16 protein-coding genes and 1 riboswitch are annotated in these 19,821 nt (G+C 73.0%); of the genes, 10 read left to right on the top strand and 6 right to left on the bottom strand.

The genetic code is table 11. The features are described 5' to 3' along the window. Positions 1 to 129: 129 nt before the first annotated feature. Together ACFXGA_RS29595 and ACFXGA_RS29590 are read right to left on the bottom strand one after the other, a co-directional pair. Entirely contained in the window at positions 130 to 1,122 is a 993-nt protein-coding gene (locus ACFXGA_RS29595; RefSeq protein ID WP_378093469.1) for a pyridoxal-phosphate dependent enzyme, read from the bottom strand. A 23-nt stretch (positions 1,123 to 1,145) separates the two neighbouring features. After that, entirely contained in the window at positions 1,146 to 2,189 is a 1,044-nt protein-coding gene (locus ACFXGA_RS29590) for a hypothetical protein (protein ID WP_378093467.1), read from the bottom strand. Between the two features lie 184 nt (positions 2,190 to 2,373). On the opposite strand from ACFXGA_RS29590, the gene ACFXGA_RS29585 reads away from it, so the two are divergent. Genes ACFXGA_RS29585 through cobM form a run of 3 tightly spaced genes read left to right on the top strand, consistent with a single transcriptional unit; the run spans position 2,374 to position 4,666 of the window. Then, entirely contained in the window at positions 2,374 to 2,766 is a 393-nt protein-coding gene (locus tag ACFXGA_RS29585) for a pyridoxamine 5'-phosphate oxidase family protein (protein ID WP_378093465.1), read from the top strand. Then, a complete protein-coding gene (gene cbiE, locus ACFXGA_RS29580) occupies positions 2,763 to 3,926 on the top strand; it encodes a precorrin-6y C5,15-methyltransferase (decarboxylating) subunit CbiE (RefSeq protein ID WP_378093463.1) in 1,164 nt (387 codons plus the stop codon). Before ACFXGA_RS29585 ends, cbiE begins: the two co-directional genes overlap by 4 nt. Then, complete coding sequence (cobM, locus tag ACFXGA_RS29575) at positions 3,923 to 4,666, top strand: precorrin-4 C(11)-methyltransferase (protein WP_378093461.1); 744 nt, start codon at positions 3,923 to 3,925, stop codon at positions 4,664 to 4,666. The genes cbiE and cobM overlap by 4 nt, the downstream gene beginning before the upstream one ends. A 2-nt stretch (positions 4,667 to 4,668) precedes the next feature. On the opposite strand, the gene ACFXGA_RS29570 is transcribed toward cobM, so the two are convergent. Beyond that, complete coding sequence (locus ACFXGA_RS29570) at positions 4,669 to 5,727, bottom strand: cobalt-precorrin-5B (C(1))-methyltransferase (RefSeq protein WP_378093459.1); 1,059 nt, start codon at positions 5,725 to 5,727, stop codon at positions 4,669 to 4,671. 20 nt (positions 5,728 to 5,747) lie between these two features. Between ACFXGA_RS29570 and ACFXGA_RS29565 the strand changes: the two genes are divergently transcribed. Then, positions 5,748 to 6,455, top strand: a complete 708-nt coding sequence (locus ACFXGA_RS29565) for a cobalt-precorrin-6A reductase (RefSeq protein ID WP_378093457.1) — start codon at positions 5,748 to 5,750, stop codon at positions 6,453 to 6,455. On the opposite strand, the gene ACFXGA_RS29560 is transcribed toward ACFXGA_RS29565, so the two are convergent. From ACFXGA_RS29560 to ACFXGA_RS29550, 3 genes are read right to left on the bottom strand one after another with little or no spacing between them, the layout of a single operon-like run. Continuing rightward, complete coding sequence (locus ACFXGA_RS29560; RefSeq protein ID WP_378093454.1) at positions 6,430 to 8,136, bottom strand: precorrin-2 C(20)-methyltransferase; 1,707 nt, start codon at positions 8,134 to 8,136, stop codon at positions 6,430 to 6,432. The two genes, ACFXGA_RS29565 and ACFXGA_RS29560, sit on opposite strands and share 26 nt — an antisense overlap. After that, positions 8,133 to 8,759, bottom strand: a complete 627-nt coding sequence (locus ACFXGA_RS29555; protein ID WP_378093452.1) for a precorrin-8X methylmutase — start codon at positions 8,757 to 8,759, stop codon at positions 8,133 to 8,135. The genes ACFXGA_RS29560 and ACFXGA_RS29555 overlap by 4 nt, the downstream gene beginning before the upstream one ends. Next, positions 8,756 to 9,766 (bottom strand): hypothetical protein, encoded by a 1,011-nt coding sequence (locus ACFXGA_RS29550; RefSeq protein ID WP_378093450.1) that lies wholly within the window; start codon positions 9,764 to 9,766, stop codon positions 8,756 to 8,758. Before ACFXGA_RS29550 ends, ACFXGA_RS29555 begins: the two co-directional genes overlap by 4 nt. A gap of 7 nt (positions 9,767 to 9,773) precedes the next feature. Then, a riboswitch (cobalamin riboswitch) is annotated at positions 9,774 to 9,908 on the top strand. A 33-nt stretch (positions 9,909 to 9,941) separates the two neighbouring features. Here ACFXGA_RS29550 and cobN point away from each other — a divergent pair. The 6 genes from cobN to ACFXGA_RS29520 all read left to right on the top strand — a co-directional run bounded on the left by cobN (position 9,942) and on the right by ACFXGA_RS29520 (position 19,683). After that, positions 9,942 to 13,514 (top strand): cobaltochelatase subunit CobN, encoded by a 3,573-nt coding sequence (gene cobN / locus ACFXGA_RS29545; protein ID WP_378093448.1) that lies wholly within the window; start codon positions 9,942 to 9,944, stop codon positions 13,512 to 13,514. A 533-nt stretch (positions 13,515 to 14,047) separates the two neighbouring features. Then, positions 14,048 to 15,334, top strand: a complete 1,287-nt coding sequence (locus tag ACFXGA_RS29540) for an extracellular solute-binding protein (protein ID WP_378093446.1) — start codon at positions 14,048 to 14,050, stop codon at positions 15,332 to 15,334. Continuing rightward, positions 15,334 to 16,338, top strand: coding sequence for a carbohydrate ABC transporter permease (locus ACFXGA_RS29535; protein WP_378093444.1), 1,005 nt, complete (start codon positions 15,334 to 15,336; stop codon positions 16,336 to 16,338). Before ACFXGA_RS29540 ends, ACFXGA_RS29535 begins: the two co-directional genes overlap by 1 nt. Continuing rightward, positions 16,338 to 17,237 carry a carbohydrate ABC transporter permease gene (locus ACFXGA_RS29530; RefSeq protein WP_378093442.1) on the top strand — a complete coding sequence of 300 codons (900 nt, stop codon included), beginning with the start codon at positions 16,338 to 16,340 and terminating at the stop codon, positions 17,235 to 17,237. Before ACFXGA_RS29535 ends, ACFXGA_RS29530 begins: the two co-directional genes overlap by 1 nt. A gap of 11 nt (positions 17,238 to 17,248) precedes the next feature. Next, the gene (locus ACFXGA_RS29525; protein WP_378093471.1) at positions 17,249 to 18,655 is read left to right on the top strand and encodes a GH1 family beta-glucosidase; all 1,407 of its coding nucleotides are present in this window, start codon (positions 17,249 to 17,251) and stop codon (positions 18,653 to 18,655) included. Beyond that, positions 18,652 to 19,683, top strand: coding sequence for a LacI family DNA-binding transcriptional regulator (locus ACFXGA_RS29520; RefSeq protein ID WP_378093440.1), 1,032 nt, complete (start codon positions 18,652 to 18,654; stop codon positions 19,681 to 19,683). Before ACFXGA_RS29525 ends, ACFXGA_RS29520 begins: the two co-directional genes overlap by 4 nt. The last annotated feature ends 138 nt before the right edge of the window (positions 19,684 to 19,821 follow it).

The following is a 19,821-nucleotide window of genomic DNA, read 5'->3' as shown; positions in this document are numbered from 1 at the left end:
GGGGAAAGCGTCCCGCCGGGCCTGCCGGCTTCGTCCAGCCTAAGGCACCCGAACCCATGTCACATCGAGCCTCGGTGGGGTGGCTGCGGGTCCGATGAGGGTGGGTTGGGAATCAGTGGTGTGGGGGTGTTAGGGGTGTAGTTGGTCGGTGTAGGGGGTGGGGTCGAGGTTGTGGTCCTGGAGCCAGGTTTGGTTCAGGTAGGTGTTGTGGTAGGGGGTTCCGCTGTCGGCGATGATGGTGGCGAAAGGGCCCGGTTCGCGCAGTGCGGTGGTCAGGTGGTGGATTCCCCACACGGCGGTGCCGGTGGAAGGGCCGGCGTTGACGTTCTGCCGGTGCAGCCAGTGCAGTGCGGCGACGGAGGCGGCGTCGGGGATGGGGATGACCAGGTCCACCACGCCCGGTTGGAAGCCCGGTTCGACGCGCGGGCGGCCGATGCCGGGGATGCGGGACGGCATCCCGGTTCCGTAGTCCGGTGCGCCGGAGGCCCAGGCGGGGAAGTAGGCGGAGTTCTCCGGGTCCACGACGGCCAGTTTGGTGTCCAGGCCCTCGCGGCGGATGTGGCGGCCGAGGGCGGCCGAGGTGGCGCCCGTGCCGGCGCCCACGACGACCCAGCGCGGGGGTTCGGGGAGTTGGGCGAACAGTTCGTCGGCCAGGGTCGGTGGCCACGCGGCGACGGCCGGTTCGGCGTCGGTCAGGTGGTCGAGGAAGTGGGCTCCCCAGCCCTCGGCCAGGGTGTGGGCTTCGTGCTGCAGGGCGGCCGGGGGTTGGGTGGCCCGCCGCCAGCGGCCGCCCGCGTGGACGATCCGGTCCAGGACGGCCGGTGGGGTCCTGGCCGGGACCAGGGCGGTGAACGGCAGGTCCAGCAGGGTGGCGAAGCGGGCGGCGGCCAGGGCGACCGGGCCGGCGGTGGCCACGACGATGCCCGTGCCCTCGGTGATGCGGCCGCTCGCGATCGCGTGGCACAGCATCGCGGCGACCGTGCGGTCCTTGGTGCTGCCGGTGGGCAGGGCGGTCTCGTCCTTGAGGACGACGTCCGCCCCGCCCACCCGCAGGCCGCGCAGCGGCGTGGGCCGATGGCCCTCTCGCACCTGCCGGATCGCCTTGGCCGCCCACGCGCTCATGATCCGAACCTAATCCACCGGCCTCACCCCGCCGCACGCAGTGGCGCGTCGCCCTCGTGGACGGCGGCGTAGGCGGCGTCACGGGCGGCGTTGGCCTCGTCGTCGGTCAGGGTCCTGGTGGGGTGGCGCAGGACCAGCCGGACCAGCACGTTCCGCTGGTCGGGGTGCGCGCCGAGGCGGGCCACGGCCGCCGGCGGCAGGTCGGGCACCGGGGTCCCGCCCACCACGGCGACCTCCTCGACCAGGTCGCCCACGGCGGCGCGGACCAGGTCGCCGATGGTCTCGTCGTCGGCGTCCGGGCCGACCGCCACCGAGATGTCGCGGGTGACGGGCGGGTGCTTCGACACCGGCCGGTACGGCGTCAGGTCGAGCATCTGGTTGGCCACGCGGGGGTCGTCGGAGGACAGCAGGCGGATGTCCGGGACGCCCTTGCGCAGCATCAGCAGCCGGTCCAGGCCCAGTCCCAGCGCCAGGCCGTGCACGTGGTCGGGCAGCCACGCCCGGCGCAGCACGTGGCGGGCGGCCAGGCCGCACTCGGCCACCTCCAGCCACTCGCCGTCCACCAGCACGTCCACCTGTTTTCCCCCGGTCGTGTACGGGTGGGTCGCCGGGGTGGTCCGGTACCGCAGGCCCGGCACGGCGGCGGTGACGACGGCGTCGACCAGTTCGTCCAGGTCGGCCCGGTGGTGGGAGATCCGCCACACGTCGAGCTGGTGCGGCGTGCCCGAGTGCACCCGGTCCACGGCGTCGCGCCGGTAGACCATGCCGACGCACGCCAGCGTCACGTCGTCCCAGTCGTCCCGGGTCCCGAGCAGCCGCAGCGCGGGCGGCACCATGGCGGTGGTGTGGCTGCGCAGCATGCGGTTCGGGCCGGTGTAGCGCGTGTAGCGGGCGTCGCGGGTGATGGCGTCGGGCGGGTAGCCCAACGCGGTGTAGTTGTCGTCCACCGACACCTCCGGGTGATCGCGCAGCACGCGGACTTCACCCGGTAGGGCGGTCAGGATCTGGTCGAGCAGGAGTTGCACGGCGTGCGGCCCGTACGTGGGGTCGCTGAGGTCGCGGGGCATCGCGGTGGTCCCTTCGAGCGGTGGAAGCCGGACGGCTGGAGGTGTCCCCCGAGCCGGTCCGCCACCGGGACCGCGTGAACTAGCGCACGCCACACGCCCCGGCGACCGGGTCTCCCGGCCGGGGGCGGCTAAATCGGCGCGTCACGTTTTCCACCCTAGCCGGTGCGTGCCGCATGATGCACGCATGTTGTCGAGCAAGGGCGAGGACTTCCGCGCGTTCTGGACCGAGCGGCACCTGTGCACGCTGACCACGATCCGCCCGGACGGCACCCCGCACGTCGTGCCGGTCGGCGTCACGCTGGACGTGGAGACCGCCACCGCCCGGGTGATCACCTCGGGGACGTCGCACAAGGTGCGCCAAATCCTCGCGGCCGGCCCCGGTGGCGCGCCCGCCGCCGTGTGCCAAGTGGACGGACGCCGCTGGTCGACGCTGGAGGGCCGGGCGGTGGTCCGCCGCGAGCCCGAGGTGGTGCGGGACGCCGAGCGCCGCTACGCCGACCGCTACCGCACGCCTCGGCCCAACCCGGAGCGCGTGGTGATCGAGATCGCCGTCACGCGCGTGCTGGGGACGGTGTGAGCGTCACCGTCATCGGCATCGGGGCCGACGGCTGGGACGGCCTGCCGCCCGCGTCCCGGCACGCGGTCGAGTCCTGCGAGGTGCTGCTGGGCAGCGCCCGGCAGCTCGCCCTGGTGCCGGGCGACGTCGAACGGGTGCCGTGGCCGTCGCCGCTGGTCCCGGCGCTGCCGGGGCTGCTGGCCCGGTACGGGGGGCGTCGCGTGGGCGTGCTGGCCAGCGGCGACCCGATGTTCCACGGCATCGGCACCACCCTGGTCCGGCTGCTGGGCGCGGACCGGGTCCGCGTGGTCCCGCACCCGTCGTCGGTGTCGCTGGCGTGCGCACGCCTCGGCTGGGCGCTGGACGACGTGGACGTGGTGAGCCTGGTCGGCAGGCCCGCCGCGCTGGTCGTGCCGCACCTGCACCCCGGGCGGCGCGTGCTGGTGCTCGGCGGCCGGCCGCGCGAGGTCGCCGCCCTGGCCCCGGACGCGCGGCTGACCGTGCTGGAGCAGCTCGGCGGGCCGGGGGAGCGGGTGCACCACTCGCTCGACGACGCCGACCCGCTGCACGTGCTCGCGGTCGAGTGCGGCGCGGACGGCGCGTCGCTGACCCCCGGCCGGCCCGACGCGTCCTACGAGCACGACGGCCAGCTGACCAAGCGCGAGGTCCGCGCGGTGACGTTGGCGCTGCTCGCGCCGCGCCCCGGCGAGCTGCTGTGGGACGTGGGCGCGGGCGCGGGCAGCATCGCCGTCGAGTGGTGCCGGACCCACCCGCGCTGCCGGGCCGTCGCCGTGGAGCGGGACCCGGAGCGGGCGGCGCGCGTCGGGCGCAACGCGACGGCGTTCGGCGTGCCCGGCATCGAGGTGGTCGTCGGCTCGTCGCCCGAGGCGCTGGACCTCGAACCGCCCGACGCCGTGTTCATCGGCGGGGGCCTCACCGCGCCCGGCGTGGTCGAGCGCTGCTGGGACGCGCTCAAGCCCGGCGGGCGGCTCGTCGCCAACGCCGTGACGCTGGAGTCCGAGGCCGTGCTGACGCGGTGGCGGGCCCGGCTCGGCGGCGACCTGACCCGGATCGAGGTCAGCCGGGCGACCGCGATCGGCGGCTTCACCGGCTGGCGCGCGCAGATGCCCGTGACCACGTGGGCCGTGACCAAAGAGCACACTGCTGGGGAGAACGCGTGACCGTCCACTTCATCGGCGCCGGGCCCGGCGCGGCCGACCTGCTCACCCTGCGGGCGGCGCGGATCATCGCCGCGTCACCGGTCTGCCTGTACGCGGGCGCGCTCGTGCCGGTCGAGGTCCTGGAGCACTGCCCGCCCGGGGCGCGCCTGGTCGACACGGCGAACCTCGACCTGGACGAGATCACCGCCGAGCTGTCCGCCGCGCACGCGGCCGGGCACGACGTGGCGCGGCTGCACTCGGGCGACCCGTCGGTGTTCAGCGCGATGGCCGAGCAGATGCGCCGGCTGGACGCGCTGGCCATCCCCTACGACGTGACGCCGGGCGTGCCCGCGTTCGCCGCGGCGGCCGCGTCCCTGCGCCGCGAGCTGACCGTGCCGGGCGTCGCGCAGACCGTGATCCTGACCCGCACGGCGGCCCGCGCCACGCCCATGCCCGAGGGCGAGGACCTGGCGACGCTGGGCCGGTCCGGGTCCACGCTCGTGCTGCACCTGGCCGTGCAGCGGATCTTGGGGGTGGTGGCCGACCTGCTGCCCAACTACGGCGCGGACTGCCCGGTCGCGGTGGTCGCGCGGGCCAGCCGCGAGGACGAGGTCGTGCTGCGCGGCACGCTCGCCGACATCGCCGACCAGGTGCTCGCGGCGGGCGTGAAGCGGACCGCGGTCATCGTCGTGGGCCGGGCGCTGGCCGCCGAGGGCTTCCCGGACAGCCACCTCTACTCCACCGCCCGCAGCCGACCGTGACGTCAGGCCCGGCCGACGACCGTCCCCGCGCGGTCGATCACGACGACGTCCACCGCGACCGGGGCGCCGCGCAGCACGCCGTCCGCCGTCGCCTTGGCCCTCGCCGCCACCAGGTCGCCCAGCGGCACGCCCGCCGCCTGGCACACCTGGAGCGCTCCCAGGGCCGTGTTCGCGTCGGCCACCGCCGAGGCGACCGCGGGATCGTCCACCAGGGACGCCAGGAAGCCCAGGTCGACCTGCGAGCGGCCCGAGTGCAGGTCGAGGTGGCCGTCCGCCAGCTTGGACAGCTTCCCGATGCCGCCCGCGATGGTCAGCCTCGGCACGGGGTGGCGGCGCAGGTACTTCAGCACCGCGCCGGCGAAGTCGCCCATGTCCAGCAACGCGTCCTCGGGCAGCCCGTGCAGCGCCGCCGCGACCTTCTCCGACGTGCTTCCGGTGCACCCGGCCACGTGCCGGTGGCCCTGCGCGCGGGCCACGTCGATGCCGCGCCGGATGCTGTCGATCCACGCCGAGCACGAGTAGGGGACGACGATCCCGGTCGTGCCGAGGATCGACAGCCCGCCCAGGATGCCCAGCCGGGGGTTCCACGTCCTGCGGGCCAGCTCCTCGCCGTGCTCGACCGAGACCGTCACGACCACGTCGCCGGCGCCGCCGTGCTCGGCCGCCACCCGCGCGACGTGCTCGCGCATCATCTGCCGCGGCACGGGGTTGATCGCGGGCTCCCCGACGGCCAGCGGCAGGCCGGGCTTGGTCACTGTGCCGACACCGGGCCCCGCCTCGAACACCACGCCGCTGCCCGGCGCGCCGTGCCGGACCGTCGCGCCGACCAGCGCGCCGTGCGTGACGTCCGGGTCGTCGCCCGCGTCCTTCACGATCGCGGCGAACGCGCGGTCGTCCGCCAGGGATTCCCGGGCCAGCGCGAACGTCGGCGTCTGGCCCTTCGGCAGCACGATCCCCACCGGGTCGGGGAACTCACCGGTGAGCAACGCCGTGTACGCCGCCGTGGTGGCGGCGGTGGCGCAGGCGCCGGTGGTCCAGCCGAAGCGCAGGTTCGTGCTCACGACGACAGGATGCAACAGCCGTGAAGACCGTGCTGGTACTGGGTGGCACGGGCGAGGCCCGCGCGCTCGCCGCCGCGCTCACCGGGATGAGGGTGATCTCGTCGCTGGCCGGCCGGGTGGCCGACCCGAAGCTGCCCGAGGGCGAGGTCCGCGTCGGCGGCTTCGGCGGGGTGGACGGGCTCGTGGCGTACCTGCGGGCCGAACGCGTGGACGCCGTCGTGGACGCCACGCACCCGTTCGCCGACCGCATCACCGCGAACGCCCTCGCCGCGACCACCGCGACCGGCACCCCGTTCCTGGTGCTGCGCCGCCCCGGCTGGCCGCCCGAGGAGGGCTGGCGGTACGTGGACAGCGTCGCCGAGGCCGCCGCGCTCGTCGCCGGCCGCCGGGCGCTCGTCACCACCGGGCGTCGAGGGCTGGCCGCGTTCACCGACGGCGTGGCGCGCACCGTCGACCCGCCCGACCCGCCGAACCCGCGGCTGGCGGTCGTGCTCGACCGCGGTCCGTACACAGTGGACGGCGAGCTGGCGCTCATGCGGGAGCACCGGGTCGAGGTCCTGGTCACCAAGGACAGCGGCGGGCCGATGACGGCCGCCAAGCTGGCGGCCGCCCGTCACCTCGGCATCCCGGTCGTGGTCGTGCGCCGACCCCCGCCACCGGACGCGCCGCTGGTGGAGACGGTCGCCGAGGCCGTCGACTGGCTCACGCGGGGTAGCGGCGCGGGGTGAACACCGTGCCGCGGGCGCTGACCCGGGTCTGCGAGGAGCCGACCAGCAGCAGGCACCGCATGTCCACCGCGGACGCGTCGAGGTCGGCCAGCCGCACCACCCGGACGGACTCCTCCGGGCCGCCGACGTCCCGACCGACGACCACGGGCGTGTCGGGGGAGCGGTGCCGCAGCAGCGCGTCGCGGGCCTTGTCCACCTGCCACGTGCGGCTGCGCGACGCCGGGTTGTAGATCGCGAGCACGAGGTCGGCCGCGGCCGCCGCCTCCAGCCGCCGCTCGATCACCTCCCACGGCTTGAGCCGGTCCGACAGCGAGACCACGCAGTAGTCGTGGCCCAGCGGCGCGCCGACCCGGCTGGCCACCGCGTGGGCGGCCGTCACCCCCGGCAGGACGCGGACCGGCACGTCGGCGAACTGCGGGTCGGTGGCCACCTCCAGGACCGCGCCGGCCATCGCGAACACGCCCGGGTCGCCCGACGACACCACCGCGACCCGACGCCCCCGCTTGGCGAGGTCGAGCGCGAAGGCCGCCCGCTCGGCCTCCACCTTGTTGTCCGACGCGTGCCGCCGCTGGCGCGGGTCCACCGGCACGCGGTTCAGGTAGGTCACGTACCCGACCAACTCCTCGGCCGCCGCCAACGCCTCCCGCGCCTCCGGCGTCAACCACTGCGGCCCGGCCGGCCCGAGCCCGACCACCACCACCTCGCCGGCGGTTCCGGCCTCGCCGACCGCCCCGGCTTCGCCGGCGGTTCCGGCCGAAGCCGCGGCCTCGCCCGGCTCCCCCGCCACCGCGCCGCTCGCCGCCGCCCCGGGGTCGGCCGCGCCGCCTGCCGCCCCCACCGGGCCGCCCCCCGCCGCGCTTGCCGTGACCGCGCTGCGCGCCGGCGAGCCGCCCGCGAGCGGGAGAGCGGCAGCCGGGCCGGCGCCGACCGACCCGTCCGCCGCGATCGCACCCGACCCGCCCGCGTGCCCGGCCCCCGACCGGCTCGGCAGCAGGGCCAGCGAGAAGTACGGCACGCCGTCCGCCTCCACCTCGGCCAACGGCGCGGTCCGCTGCGCCCCGGTCGTCGCCCGCTCCACGTACCACGCCTCGCCCAGCCGGCCCGACCGCGCCAACGCCTCCCGCACCCGCGGGAACGTGCGGCCCAGCTTCATCACCGCCACCGGGTCGCCGCCGGCCAGGTGACCGGCCAACTCCTCCTCCGGCAACGTGCCCGGCAGCACGGTCAGCACCTCGTCCCGCTCCACCAGCGGCCGCCCGAGCACCGCCGCCCCCGCGCTCACCGACGTCACCCCCGGCACGACCTCGGCCGGGTACCGGTGCGCCAACCGCTTGTGCAGGTGCATGTAGGAGCCGTAGAAGAACGGGTCGCCCGCCGCCAGCACCACGACCGTCCGCCCGGCGTCGAGGTGCGCCGCCAACCGCGCCGCGCACTCCTCGTAGAACGCGTCGATCTCGCCCTGGTAGTCGTCGGACTCCTCGGTCGTGACCGGGTAGACCAGCTGCTCCTCGACCTGCCCCTCGCGCAGGTACGGCTCGGCGATGCGGCGCGCCACGCTGCGCCCGTGCCGCGCGCTGTGGAACACCACCACGTCGGCCTCGCCGATCAGCCGCGCCGCCTTGACGGTCACCAGCTCCGGGTCGCCCGGACCCACCCCGACCCCGTACAGCCTGCCCGTCATTCTTCCTCGCTCGCGATCGCGTTGAGCGCCGCCGCGGTCATGGCGCTGCCACCCCGCCGGCCGCGCACGACCAGGTACTCCAACCCCAGGCCGTTGGCCGCCAACGCGTCCTTCGACTCGGCCGCGCCGATGAACCCCACCGGCACGCCGAGCACGGCGGCGGGTCGGGGCGCGCCCGCCGCGATCAGGTCGAGCAGGTGGAACAACGCGGTGGGCGCGTTGCCGATGGCCACCACCGCGCCCTCCAACCGGTCCCGCCACAGCTCCAACGCCGCCGCGCTGCGCGTGGTCCCCAGCTCCTCGGCCAACCCGGGCACCCGCGGGTCGCCCAACGTGCAGACGACCTCGTTGTCCGCGGGCAGCCGGCGACGCGTCACGCCCGCCGCGACCATCTGCGCGTCGCACAGGATCGGCGCGCCCGCCAGCAGCGCCGCCCGCGCGTCGCGCACCACGTGCGGCGAGAAGTCGACGTCCCCGACCAGGTCGACCATCCCGCAGGCGTGGATCATCCGCACCACCACCCGGGCGACGTCGGACGGGAACCGCGCCAGGTCGGCCTCGGCGCGGATGGTGGCGAACGAACGGCGGTAGATCTCCGCGCCGTCCTTGACGTACCCGGTCACCTGATCTCCTCGTACCCGTCGCCGGTCGCGACGAACTCCACCACGTCGCCCGCCGGGCGACCGCACCGCCGGGCGCAGCCCGACCAGTGCACCCGGCCGGACCCGGTCCGCGCCCGCACCCAACGGGTCGCGTCGGCCCGCACGTCGGCCAGCGACTTCGCGCACCCCGGCCGCCCGGTGCACGCGCTGACGCCGTGCCACGGCGAGTCCGGCGACGTGAACAGGCCGCCGGTGTCGGTCCCGGCCGGCAGCACCAGGCTCCGCCACGGCGTGATCCGCACCGGCACGCCGGCGAGCAGCCGCGCGTCCCACCGCCCGAACGGCACGCCCGCCACGACCACGTCGCCGTGCCCACCGGGTGCGACGGGCGTCACACCGGACGGGATTTTCACGGAACCGGGCTCGCCCAGCGCCGCCGTGATCTTCCGCACACCGCCGTCCACTTCGGACAGCCGCCACGCCTCGCCGCGGATCCCGGCGAACACCCGCGCGGCCGTCACCACGGCGTTCACCGGGTCCGCCACCCGCAGCCCGGAATCGCGCCCGGCCAGGAACAACGCGTCACCGACGAGCCCGATGTCACCCGACAGGCCGCTCACCGCGCCACCCACCGTGACCAGGAACCTCCCCGGCAGGGAGGCCAACTCCGGCGCCGCGAGCAGCGCCGCGTCGAGCGCGTCCACCAGCGCCTGGTTGTCCTCCATCGGCGCGGCGACGATGTTGCGCATCCGCTCGTGCGTCACCGACGGCAGCAGGCCGGCCGCGCGCAGCCGCGCGCCCAGCTCGTGCTCCGCCCCCGGCGCCAAGCCCCTGATCTGCACGTTCGCCCGTGACGTCAGCTCCAGGAACCCGTCGCCGAGGTCCAGCGCGGCGGCACGCAGCACGTCGACCCGCTCGGCGCTCAACGTGCCGCCGGGCACCCGCACGCGCGCCAACCCGCCGTCGGCGGCGCGGTGCACGTCGACGGCGCCGGGGCAGGCGTCCGGGTGAGTTCGCTCCGTGGGCATGGACTGGATGCTAACTGCCGTTAGGGTGACCTCCGAACGGCGAAGCAGCAGGAGGAAGCCGGTGTGAATCCGGCGCGGTCCCGCCACTGTGACCGGGGGAGCCCCCGGGAGTCAGGAACTCCGCTCGCCGTCCCCTACGACCGGGGCGAGGACCCCCGAGGGATGGAGCCCGCACGTGATCCTGCTGTTGTCGACCTCCGACACGGACCTGCTGTCCGCCCGTGCCAGCGGCGCCGACTACCGCCTGGCCAACCCCGCCCGCACCGCCGTGGACGACCTCCCGGTCCTGGTGGAGGGCGTCGACCTGGTGGTCGTGCGCATCCTCGGCGGTCGCCGGATGTGGGAGGAGGGGCTGGACCGGCTGCTCGCGTCCGGCCTGCCGGTCGTCGTGCTGGGCGGCGAGCAGAACCCGGACGCGCCGCTGATGGAGCTGTCGACGGTGCCCGGCGGGGTGTGCGCCGAGGCGCACGCGTACCTGGCGCACGGCGGCGCGGCGAACCTCGCCCAGTTGCACCGCTTCCTGTCCGACACGGTCCTGCTCACCGGCCACGGCTTCGCGCCGCCCGCGCCGACGCCGACCTGGGGCCTGCTGGAGCGGGACGACCAGGCCGACGGGCCGACCGTCGCGGTGCTGTACTACCGCGCCCACCACGTGGCCGGGAACACCGCGTTCGTGCACGCGCTGTGCGACGCGATCGTGGCCAAGGGCGGCCGTCCGCTGCCGGTCTACTGCGCCTCCCTGCGCACCGCCGAACCGGAGCTGCTGGCCGAGCTGGCCAAGGCCGACGCCTTGGTGGTCACCGTGCTCGCGGCCGGCGGCGCCAAGCCCGCCGCGGCGTCCGCCGGCGGTGACGACGACGCGTGGGACGTGGGCGCGCTGGCCGCCCTCGACGTGCCGATCCTCCAGGGGCTGTGCCTGACCACGAGCCGTGCCGCGTGGGAGGGCAACGACGACGGTCTGTCCCCTTTGGACACCGCGACGCAGGTGGCGATCCCGGAGTTCGACGGCCGGATCATCACGGTGCCTTTCTCGTTCAAGGAGGTCGACGAGGACGGCCTCACCGTCTACGTCGCCGACCCGGAGCGCGCCGCCCGGGTCGCGGGCATCGCCGTGCGCCACGGCAGGCTCCGGCACGTCCCGCCGGCCGAACGCCGCGTCGTGGTGATGCTGTCGGCCTACCCCACCAAGCACTCCCGCATCGGCAACGCCGTCGGCCTGGACACGCCCGCGAGCGTGGTCCGGCTGCTCGCCGCGATGCGCGACCGGGGCTACGACATCGGCGACGGGCTGCCCGGCGTGGCCGACCTCGACGGCGACGCGCTCATCCACGCGCTCATCGCGGCCGGCGGCCAGGACGCCGACTGGCTCACCGAGGAGCAGCTCCGGGGCAACCCCGTGCGGCTGCCCGCCGCCCGCTACCGCGAGTGGTTCGCCACCCTGCCGGCCGACGCGCGCGAGGAGGTGGAGCGGCACTGGGGCGAGGCGCCCGGCAACCTGTTCGTGGACCGGTCGCGCGACCCCGACGGGGAGATCGTGCTGGCCGCGCTGCGCTCCGGCAACGTCGTGGTCATGGTGCAGCCGCCGCGCGGCTTCGGCGAGAACCCGATCGCCATCTACCACGACCCGGACCTGCCGCCGAGCCACCACTACCTGGCCGCGTACCGCTGGCTGGAGGACGGGTTCGGCGCGGACGCCGTGGTGCACGTCGGCAAGCACGGCAACCTGGAGTGGCTGCCCGGCAAGGCGGTCGGCCTGTCGGCGGCCTGCGGTCCCGACGCGGCGCTGGGCGACCTGCCGCTGATCTACCCGTTCCTGGTCAACGACCCCGGCGAGGGCACCCAGGCCAAGCGCCGGGCGCACGCCACCCTGGTGGACCACCTCGTGCCGCCGATGGCCAGGGCCGACAGCTACGGCGACATCGCGCGGCTGGAGCAGTTGCTGGACGAGCACGGCACCATCGCCGCGATGGACCCGGCCAAGCTGCCCGCGATCCGGGCCCAGATCTGGACCCTCATCCAGGCCGCGAAGCTCGACCACGACCTCGGCCTGTCCGACCGCCCGCACGACGACGGGTTCGACGAGCTGATCCTGCACGTCGACGGCTGGCTGTGCGAGGTCAAGGACGTCCAGATCCGCGACGGCCTGCACGTCCTCGGCCAGGCGCCCACCGGCGCGGCCCGGGTGAACCTGGTGCTGTCGATCCTGCAGGCCAAGCAGGTGTGGGCGGGGCAGGTCGCCGCCCTGCCGGGGCTGCGCGAGGCGTTGGGGCTGGCCGAGACCGCGGGCGGCGCGACCCGCGTCGAGACCGACCGCGTCGAGGAGCGGGCCCGCGCCCTGGTCCAGGCGATGGAGGACGCCGACTGGGACGTCCGCGCGGCCCGGACCCTCACCGACGACGAGGACGTGGCGCGGGTGCTGGAGTTCGCCGCCACCGAGGTCGTGCCCCGGCTCGACCGCACCACCGACGAGCTGGCCAACGTGCTGCACGCGCTCGACGGCGGGTACGTCCCGGCCGGTCCCAGCGGCTCGCCGCTGCGCGGCCTGGTGAACGTGCTGCCGACGGGCCGCAACTTCTACTCGGTGGACCCCAAGGCGGTGCCGTCCCGGCTGGCGTGGGAGACCGGTCAGGCGATGGCCGACTCGCTGCTGGCGCGCTACCGCTCCGAGACGGGGGAGTGGCCCGCGTCGGTCGGCCTGTCGGTGTGGGGCACCAGCGCCATGCGCACGGCCGGTGACGACGTCGCCGAGGTGCTGGCCCTGCTCGGCGTCCGGCCCAAATGGGACGAGGGGTCCCGTCGGGTGACCGGTCTGGAGGTGATCCCGCTGGTCGAGCTGGACCGACCGCGAATCGACGTCACGGTCCGCGTGAGCGGCTTCTTCCGGGACGCGTTCCCGCACGTGGTGGCACTGCTCGACGACGCGGTGCGACTGGTCGCGAACCTGGACGAGTCGGCGTCCGACAACTACGTCCGCGCGCACGCGCAAGCCGATCTCGCGCAGCACAACGACCCGCGTCGCGCCACAATGCGCATCTTCGGCAGCAAACCCGGCGCGTACGGCGCGGGCCTGCTCCCGCTGATCGACAGCCGGAACTGGCGCGACGACGCCGATCTGGCCGAGGTCTACGCGGTGTGGGGCGGCTACGCGTACGGCCGCGATCTCGACGGCGTGGAAGCGCGCCCGGCCATGGAAAGCGCGTACCGGCGCATCGCGGTGGCGGCGAAGAACATCGACACCCGCGAACACGACATCGCCGATTCCGACGACTACTTCCAGTACCACGGCGGAATGATCGCGACCGTCCGCGCGCTCACCGGCAAAGCGCCCGCCGCATATGTCGGCGACAGCACGCGTCCGGACGCGGTGCGCACCCGGACGCTGCACGAGGAGACGAACCGCGTCTTCCGCGCCCGCGTGGTGAACCCGCGGTGGTTGGCCGCGATGCGCGAGCACGGCTACAAGGGCGCGTTCGAACTCGCCGCGACGGTGGACTACCTGTTCGGCTACGACGCCACCACCGGGGTGGTCGCGGACTGGATGTACGAGCAGCTCGCGGCCAACTACGTGCTGGACCCGGTGAACCGGGAGTTCCTGGCGCGGGCCAACCCGTGGGCGCTGCACGGCATCTCCGAGCGGCTCCTGGAGGCGGCCGACCGGGGCATGTGGGAGCACCCCGAACCGGAGACGCTGGAATCGCTGCGAAAGGCATATCTGGAAACCGAGGGCGATTTGGAAGACGGTCGCTGAACCGCGGCGCGACCGGGGCCGCGCAATGGCGGCAATACCCTGATCGCGGGGTGCCCCTATATTCGCGCGATCTCTCGCGGCGGGCGTCCCCGTCGCCGGGGCAATGGGCCGGCGCGTCCCCGCGGGGCGACTCGGCGCCACTCGACCGGCCGGTGTCATCACCCGGCCGGTCGAGTCACGACACCCGACCGGACAGTCTTACCGACACCCCGTGTGCGACTCGCCGGGGGTGGTTGCGGACGCGCTTGCACTTCCGGGGCACACTGGTGCCGGGTGAGTGGGGTCACGCCTCGTGAATCGTTTCCGGGTCATCGTCTCGGAGATGAACCGAACGTGTCCGACCGGTCTACGAACAGTGCCTGAACGGACTACCGTTCACACCGCTAGCAGAATCGGTCCAGCTACGCAAACGCAGCAACGTCGGTAACAGCGCGGACACGGGCGCTTGACACGACTCCGTGGCGCGAACCACACTCCCCCAAAACCTGGGAGCGCTCCCAGAACGTTCACCGCCGATCAACTGAGGAGTTCTCGTGCGCTACCGTCGAGCAGGCTTGGCCAAAGTCCTGGCCTGCACCGCAGTGCTTGCCGCAGTCGCCACGGCCTGTGGCTCGGGAGGGTCCGGCACGTCATCGGATGGCAAGGTCGAGCTGACCATCGCGACCTTCAACGAGTTCGGCTACGAGGAGCTCCTCAAGGAGTACGAGGCCGCCAACCCGAACGTCAAGGTCACGCAGCGCAAGACCGGCCAGGGCGCGCCGCACCACCAGAACCTGTTCACGAAGCTGGCCGCCGGCTCCGGCCTGGCCGACGTCGAGGCCGTCGAAGAGGGCTTCCTGAGCCAGGTCATGGCGAAGTCGGGCCAGTTCGAGGACCTCAAGGAGATCGGTCCGAAGGACGTCCGCGAGGACCGCTGGCTGCAGTGGAAGGTCGACGCCGTCACCACCAAGGACGGCAAGCTCATCGGCTACGGCACCGACATCGGCCCGCTGGCCATGTGCTACCGCAAGGATCTGCTGGAGGCCGCCGGCCTGCCGTCGGACCCCGAGGGCGTGAAGCCCCTGTTCGCCACCTGGGACTCGTACTTCGAGGCCGGTGACAAGTACGTCAAGGCGACGGGCAAGCCGTGGTTCGACTCGGCCGCGCAGATCTTCAACCCGATGCACAACCAGGCCAAGACCGGCTACTTCGACCGCGACGACAAGCTCGTGATCGAGACCAACGACGACAAGAAGATCTGGGACCAGGTCACCGGCGCGGTCGCGCGCGGCCAGTCGGCCAAGCTCGCCGCGTGGAGCCCGGAGTGGGAGACCGGCTTCAAGGAGTCGGCGTTCGCCACCAAGACCTGCCCGTCCTGGATGCTGGGCGTCATCGAGGGCAACGCCGGCCCCGACCACAAGGGCAAGTGGGCCGTCACGGCCGCGTTCCCGGGTGGCGGCGGCAACTGGGGCGGCTCGTACCTGACCGTCCCGAAGCAGGGCAAGAACAAGGCCGAGGCCGCCAAGCTGGCCGCGTGGCTGACCGCGCCGGAGCAGCAGATCAAGGCGTTCAAGGCCAAGGGCACCTTCCCGAGCCAGACCGAGGCCCTGATCTCCCCTGAGCTGCTGAACCAGACCAGCGAGTACTTCGGTGGCGAGAAGGTCGGCATGCTGTTCGCCGAGCAGGCCAACAAGGTCGCGGCCGCCCAGTACAAGGGCCCGAAGGACGGCGAGATCCAGGACAACGTGGTCTCCCCGGCACTGACCTCGGTCGAGCAGGGCACCTCGCCCGAAGAGGCGTGGAACCAGGTCGTCGAGGGAGCCAAGAAGGCTGCCAAGTAATGACGACCGAACTCACGGTCACGCGCGGGCGGGGCTCCGAGCCCCGCCCGCCGCGGCGCGACGACAACGATGACATCGGTCCGGCGAAGCTCGGCTGGCGCTATCGGCTGACGAACCTGGACGTCAAGTACTCCCCGTACCTCTACATCGCCCCGTTCTTCATCCTGTTCGCGGTGGTGGGCCTGTTCCCGCTGCTCTACACCGCGTACATCTCCCTGTTCGACTGGGAGCTGGGCGCCGACGAGCAGCCGTTCGTCGGGCTGGAGAACTACACCACCCTGTTGGCCGACTCGCAGTTCTGGAACGCGATGGTCAACACGATCAGCATCTTCGCGATGTCGACGGTGCCGCAGGTCATCATCGCGGTCCTGCTCGCCGCGCTGCTGAACACGGCGCTGCGCGGTCGCACCGGCTGGCGGATGGGCGTGCTGCTGCCCTACGTCGCCAGCCTCGTCGCGCTGACCATCATCTTCGGCGACCTGTTCGGCGTCCAGTACGGCTCGGTGAACGACGTCCTGGAGCTGTTCGGCATCGACCGCATCGACTGGCAGGCCGACCGCTGGTGGAGCCACGTCGCCATCGCGACCATGGTCAACTGGCGCTGGACCGGCTACAACGCGCTCATCGTGCTGGCCGCCATGCAGGCCATCCCGCGCGACATCTACGAGGCGGCCTGGGTGGACGGCGCGAGCAAGGTGCGCCAGTTCTTCAGCATCACGCTGCCCATGCTGCGCCCGACCCTGATCTTCGTCGTGGTCACCTCGACCATCGGCGGCCTGCAGATCTTCACCGAGCCGAAGCTGTTCGCCCCCTCGGGCAGCAGCAACGGCGGCGCGACCAACCAGTACCAGACGGTCGTGCTCTACATGTACCAGTCCGGTTTCCAGAGCTTCGACCTCGGCTACGCCTCGGCGATGGCCTGGGTCCTGTTCATCGTCATCATCGCGATCGCGGGGATCAACTTCCTGCTCACCCGCAGGCTCGCGTCGAGTGGGGAGGCGTGATGGCCACCGTCACCGACCGCCCGGCGCCGCGCGCCGCCGCGCCCGAGCGGTCGAAGCGCCGGCGCTCGAAGGCGGTGTCGCTCTCGGAGCGGCGACCGGGCTTCGTCGTCTACGGCATCCTGATCGCGTTCATCCTCGGCTCGGCGTTCCCGTTCTACTGGTCGTTCCTCGCCGCCAGCCACGACGACAGCACGTTCAAGTCCGAGGGGCCGCTGCTGCCCGGCGGGCACTTCTTCGCCAACGCCTCGCGGGTGCTGGACTCCATCCCGTTCTGGAAGGCGCTGGGCAACAGCGTCATCGTCTCCGGCACGGTCACGGTGTCCGTGGTGGTGCTCTCGACCCTGGCCGGATTCGCTTTCGCGAAGCTGAGGTTCAAGGGCCGCGGGCCGCTGATGGTGTTCGTGGTCGCCACGCTCGCCGTGCCCACGCAGCTCGGCATCATCCCGCTCTACATGGCGATGGCGGAGTTCGGCTGGTCCGGCACCCTCGGCGCGGTCATCATCCCCAACCTGGTGACCGCGTTCGGCGTGTTCTGGATGCGCCAGTACATCTCCGACGCCGTGCCCGACGAGCTGATCGAGGCGGCCCGCATGGACGGGTGCAGCATGATCCGCACGTTCTGGCACGTGTGCCTGCCCGCGGTGCGCCCGGCCGCCGCCATGCTGGGCATCTTCACGTTCATGATGTCGTGGAACGACTTCCTCTGGCCGCTGATCGTGCTCAACGCGGACAACCCGACGATGCAGGTCGCCCTGGAGAAGCTCCAGAGCGGCTACTACGTCGACAACTCGCTCGTGCTCGCCGGGACCACCATGGCCACGGTCCCGATTCTGATCGTCTTCCTCGTACTCGGTCGGCAGATCGTCGCCGGGATCATGCAGGGTGCTGTGAAGGGGTAGCTGTGGAGTCGATTTCCTTTCCCGAGGGATTCGTGTGGGGCGCCGCGACCGCGGCGTTCCAGATCGAAGGCGCGACCACCGCGGACGGTCGCACCGCGTCCATCTGGGACACGTTCTGCAAGATCCCCGGCGCGGTGGTGGGCGGTGACACCGGCGACCCGGCGGCCGATCACTACCACCGCGTCGACGAAGACGTCCAGCTGATGGTCGACCTCGGGCTGCACGCCTACCGGTTCTCCACCGCGTGGCCCCGCATCCGGCCGGACGGCGGTCCGGTCAACCAGCCCGGTCTCGACTTCTACTCCCGGCTGGTCGACAAGCTGCTCGAGAACAACATCACCCCGTGGCTGACGCTCTACCACTGGGACCTCCCGCAGACCCTGGAGGACGAGGGCGGTTGGGCCAACCGGGACACCGCGTACCGCTTCGCGGAGTACGCCGAGTCCGTGGTCGGCGCGCTGGGCGACCGGGTGGAGAACTGGACCACGCTCAACGAGCCGTGGTGCTCGTCGCTGCTCAGCTACGCCGCCGGCGTGCACGCGCCCGGCCGCCAGGAGCCGGAGGCCGCCGTCGCGGCCGTGCACCACCTGCTGCTGGCCCACGGCCTGGCCACCTCGGTGATCCGGGACCAGGCGCCGACCGCCAAGATCGGCATCACGCTCAACATGTACCCGATCATCCCGGCCAACCCGGAGGACCCGGCCGACCTCGACGCCGCGCGCCGGCTCGACGGCCTGCAGAACCGGATCTTCCTGGACCCGCTGTTCAAGGGCGAGTACCCGGCGGACATCGTGGAGGACCTGGAGCCGTACGGCTTCTCGAAGCACATCCGCGAGAACGACCTGGAGATCATCTCGGCCCCGTTGGACCAGCTGGGCGTCAACTACTACGCCGAGCACTTCGTCAGCGGCACCCCAGAGCCGGAGCCCGAGACGCCGGTCCAGACCAACGGCCGTCGCCCGACCGGGTCACCCTGGGTCGGCGCGGAGCACGTCTCGTTCCCGAGCCGCGGCCTGCCGCGCACCGACATGGACTGGGAGGTGCAGCCGGACGGCCTCTACAAGGTGCTCATGCGGGTGCACCAGGACTACCCCAGCATCCCGCTGTACGTGACCGAGAACGGCGCGGCCTACGTCGACTCGTTCAGCGACGACGGGTCGATCCGGGACACCGAGCGGCTCGGTTACATCGAGTCGCACCTGCGGGCGGCGCACGCGGCCATCGAGGCGGGTGTCGACCTGCGCGGTTACTTCGCGTGGTCGCTCATGGACAACTTCGAGTGGGCCGAGGGTTACGCCAAGCGGTTCGGGATCGTGCATGTCGACTACGAGACCCAGGTGCGGACGCCTAAGATGAGCGCCATGTGGTACTCGCAGGTTGCCCGTGGCAACACTCTCGCGGCGACGGTCGCTCCGTGACCGATGCCGTTGACCCGCCCAAGGCGCGACGACCCAACACCCGGCTCGAGGAGGTCGCCCGTGCAGCCGGGGTGTCGAAGTCGACCGTCTCCCGGGTGATCAACGGCGAGCCGTACGTCAGTTCGAGGGCGCGCGAGGCCGTGCACCAGGCCATCGGCAAGTTGGGGTACAGCCCCAACCAGGCGGCCCGCACGCTCGCGGGCAGCCGCGCCAACTGCATCGCGCTCGTCGTCTCCGAGCAGGGCAGCCGTGTGCTGGCCGACCCGTTCTTCGCCGGTGTGCTCCGCGGTGTGCACGCCGAGCTGGCGGGCAAGAGGGTCCAGCTCGTCCTCATGATGAGCAAGGAGGGTGACGAGCAGGACCTGGTCAACTACCTCTGCGGCGGCCACGTCGACGGCGTGCTGGTGATCAGCCTGCACGGGCAGGACCCCCTGCCCCGCACGCTCGCCGACGCGGGCCTGCCGACGGTGGTCGGCGGCCGGCCCCTCGGCGCGGGCGGCGTGCCCTATGTGGACTCGGACAACTTCAACGGCGCCATGGAGGCGGCCCGCTTCCTGGTCTCGCGGGGCCGCAAGCGGATCGCCACCATCGCCGGTCCGCGCGACATGGCGGTCGGTATGGACCGTTTGTCCGGTTGGAAGCGTGGGCTGAGCCAGGCCCGGCTCGACACCGACCTCGTCGCGTACGGCGACTTCACCCCCGAGAGCGGCGCGGTCGCCATGGCCGACCTGCTCCGGCGGGCGCCGGACCTGGACGCGGTGTTCGTCGGCGCGGACATCATGGCGCTGGGCGCGTTGCAGACCCTGCACGCGCACGGCAAGCGGGTGCCCGAGGACGTGGCCGTGGTCGGGTTCGACGACTTGATGATCGCCTCCACCGCGGTGCCGCCGCTGACCACGATCCGGCAGGACGTGGAGCAGTTGGGGCGCACGATGACGTGGCGGCTCATGGCGGAGCTGGCCGGCGAGGAGAACCTGCCGCCGTTCCTGCTCCTGCCGACTGCGATGGTCACCCGTTCGAGCGCCTGACGCCGAGCGCTGTTCTTCTCCACCCCACGACCCCGGGCCGGGGGGGCCGGGGGGGGGGCGGGGGGGGGGGCGGGGGCGCGCGGGCGGGGGGGTGGGTGCACGCCCGATAGCGATGGCTGTGGGGGGGGGGGGGGGTGA

Origin of the sequence: Actinosynnema sp. NPDC059335 (genome assembly GCF_042752395.1) — a bacterium.
In the GTDB taxonomy this organism is placed as follows: domain Bacteria; phylum Actinomycetota; class Actinomycetes; order Mycobacteriales; family Pseudonocardiaceae; genus Actinosynnema.
This window is presented reverse-complemented; position numbering and strand designations above follow the sequence as displayed.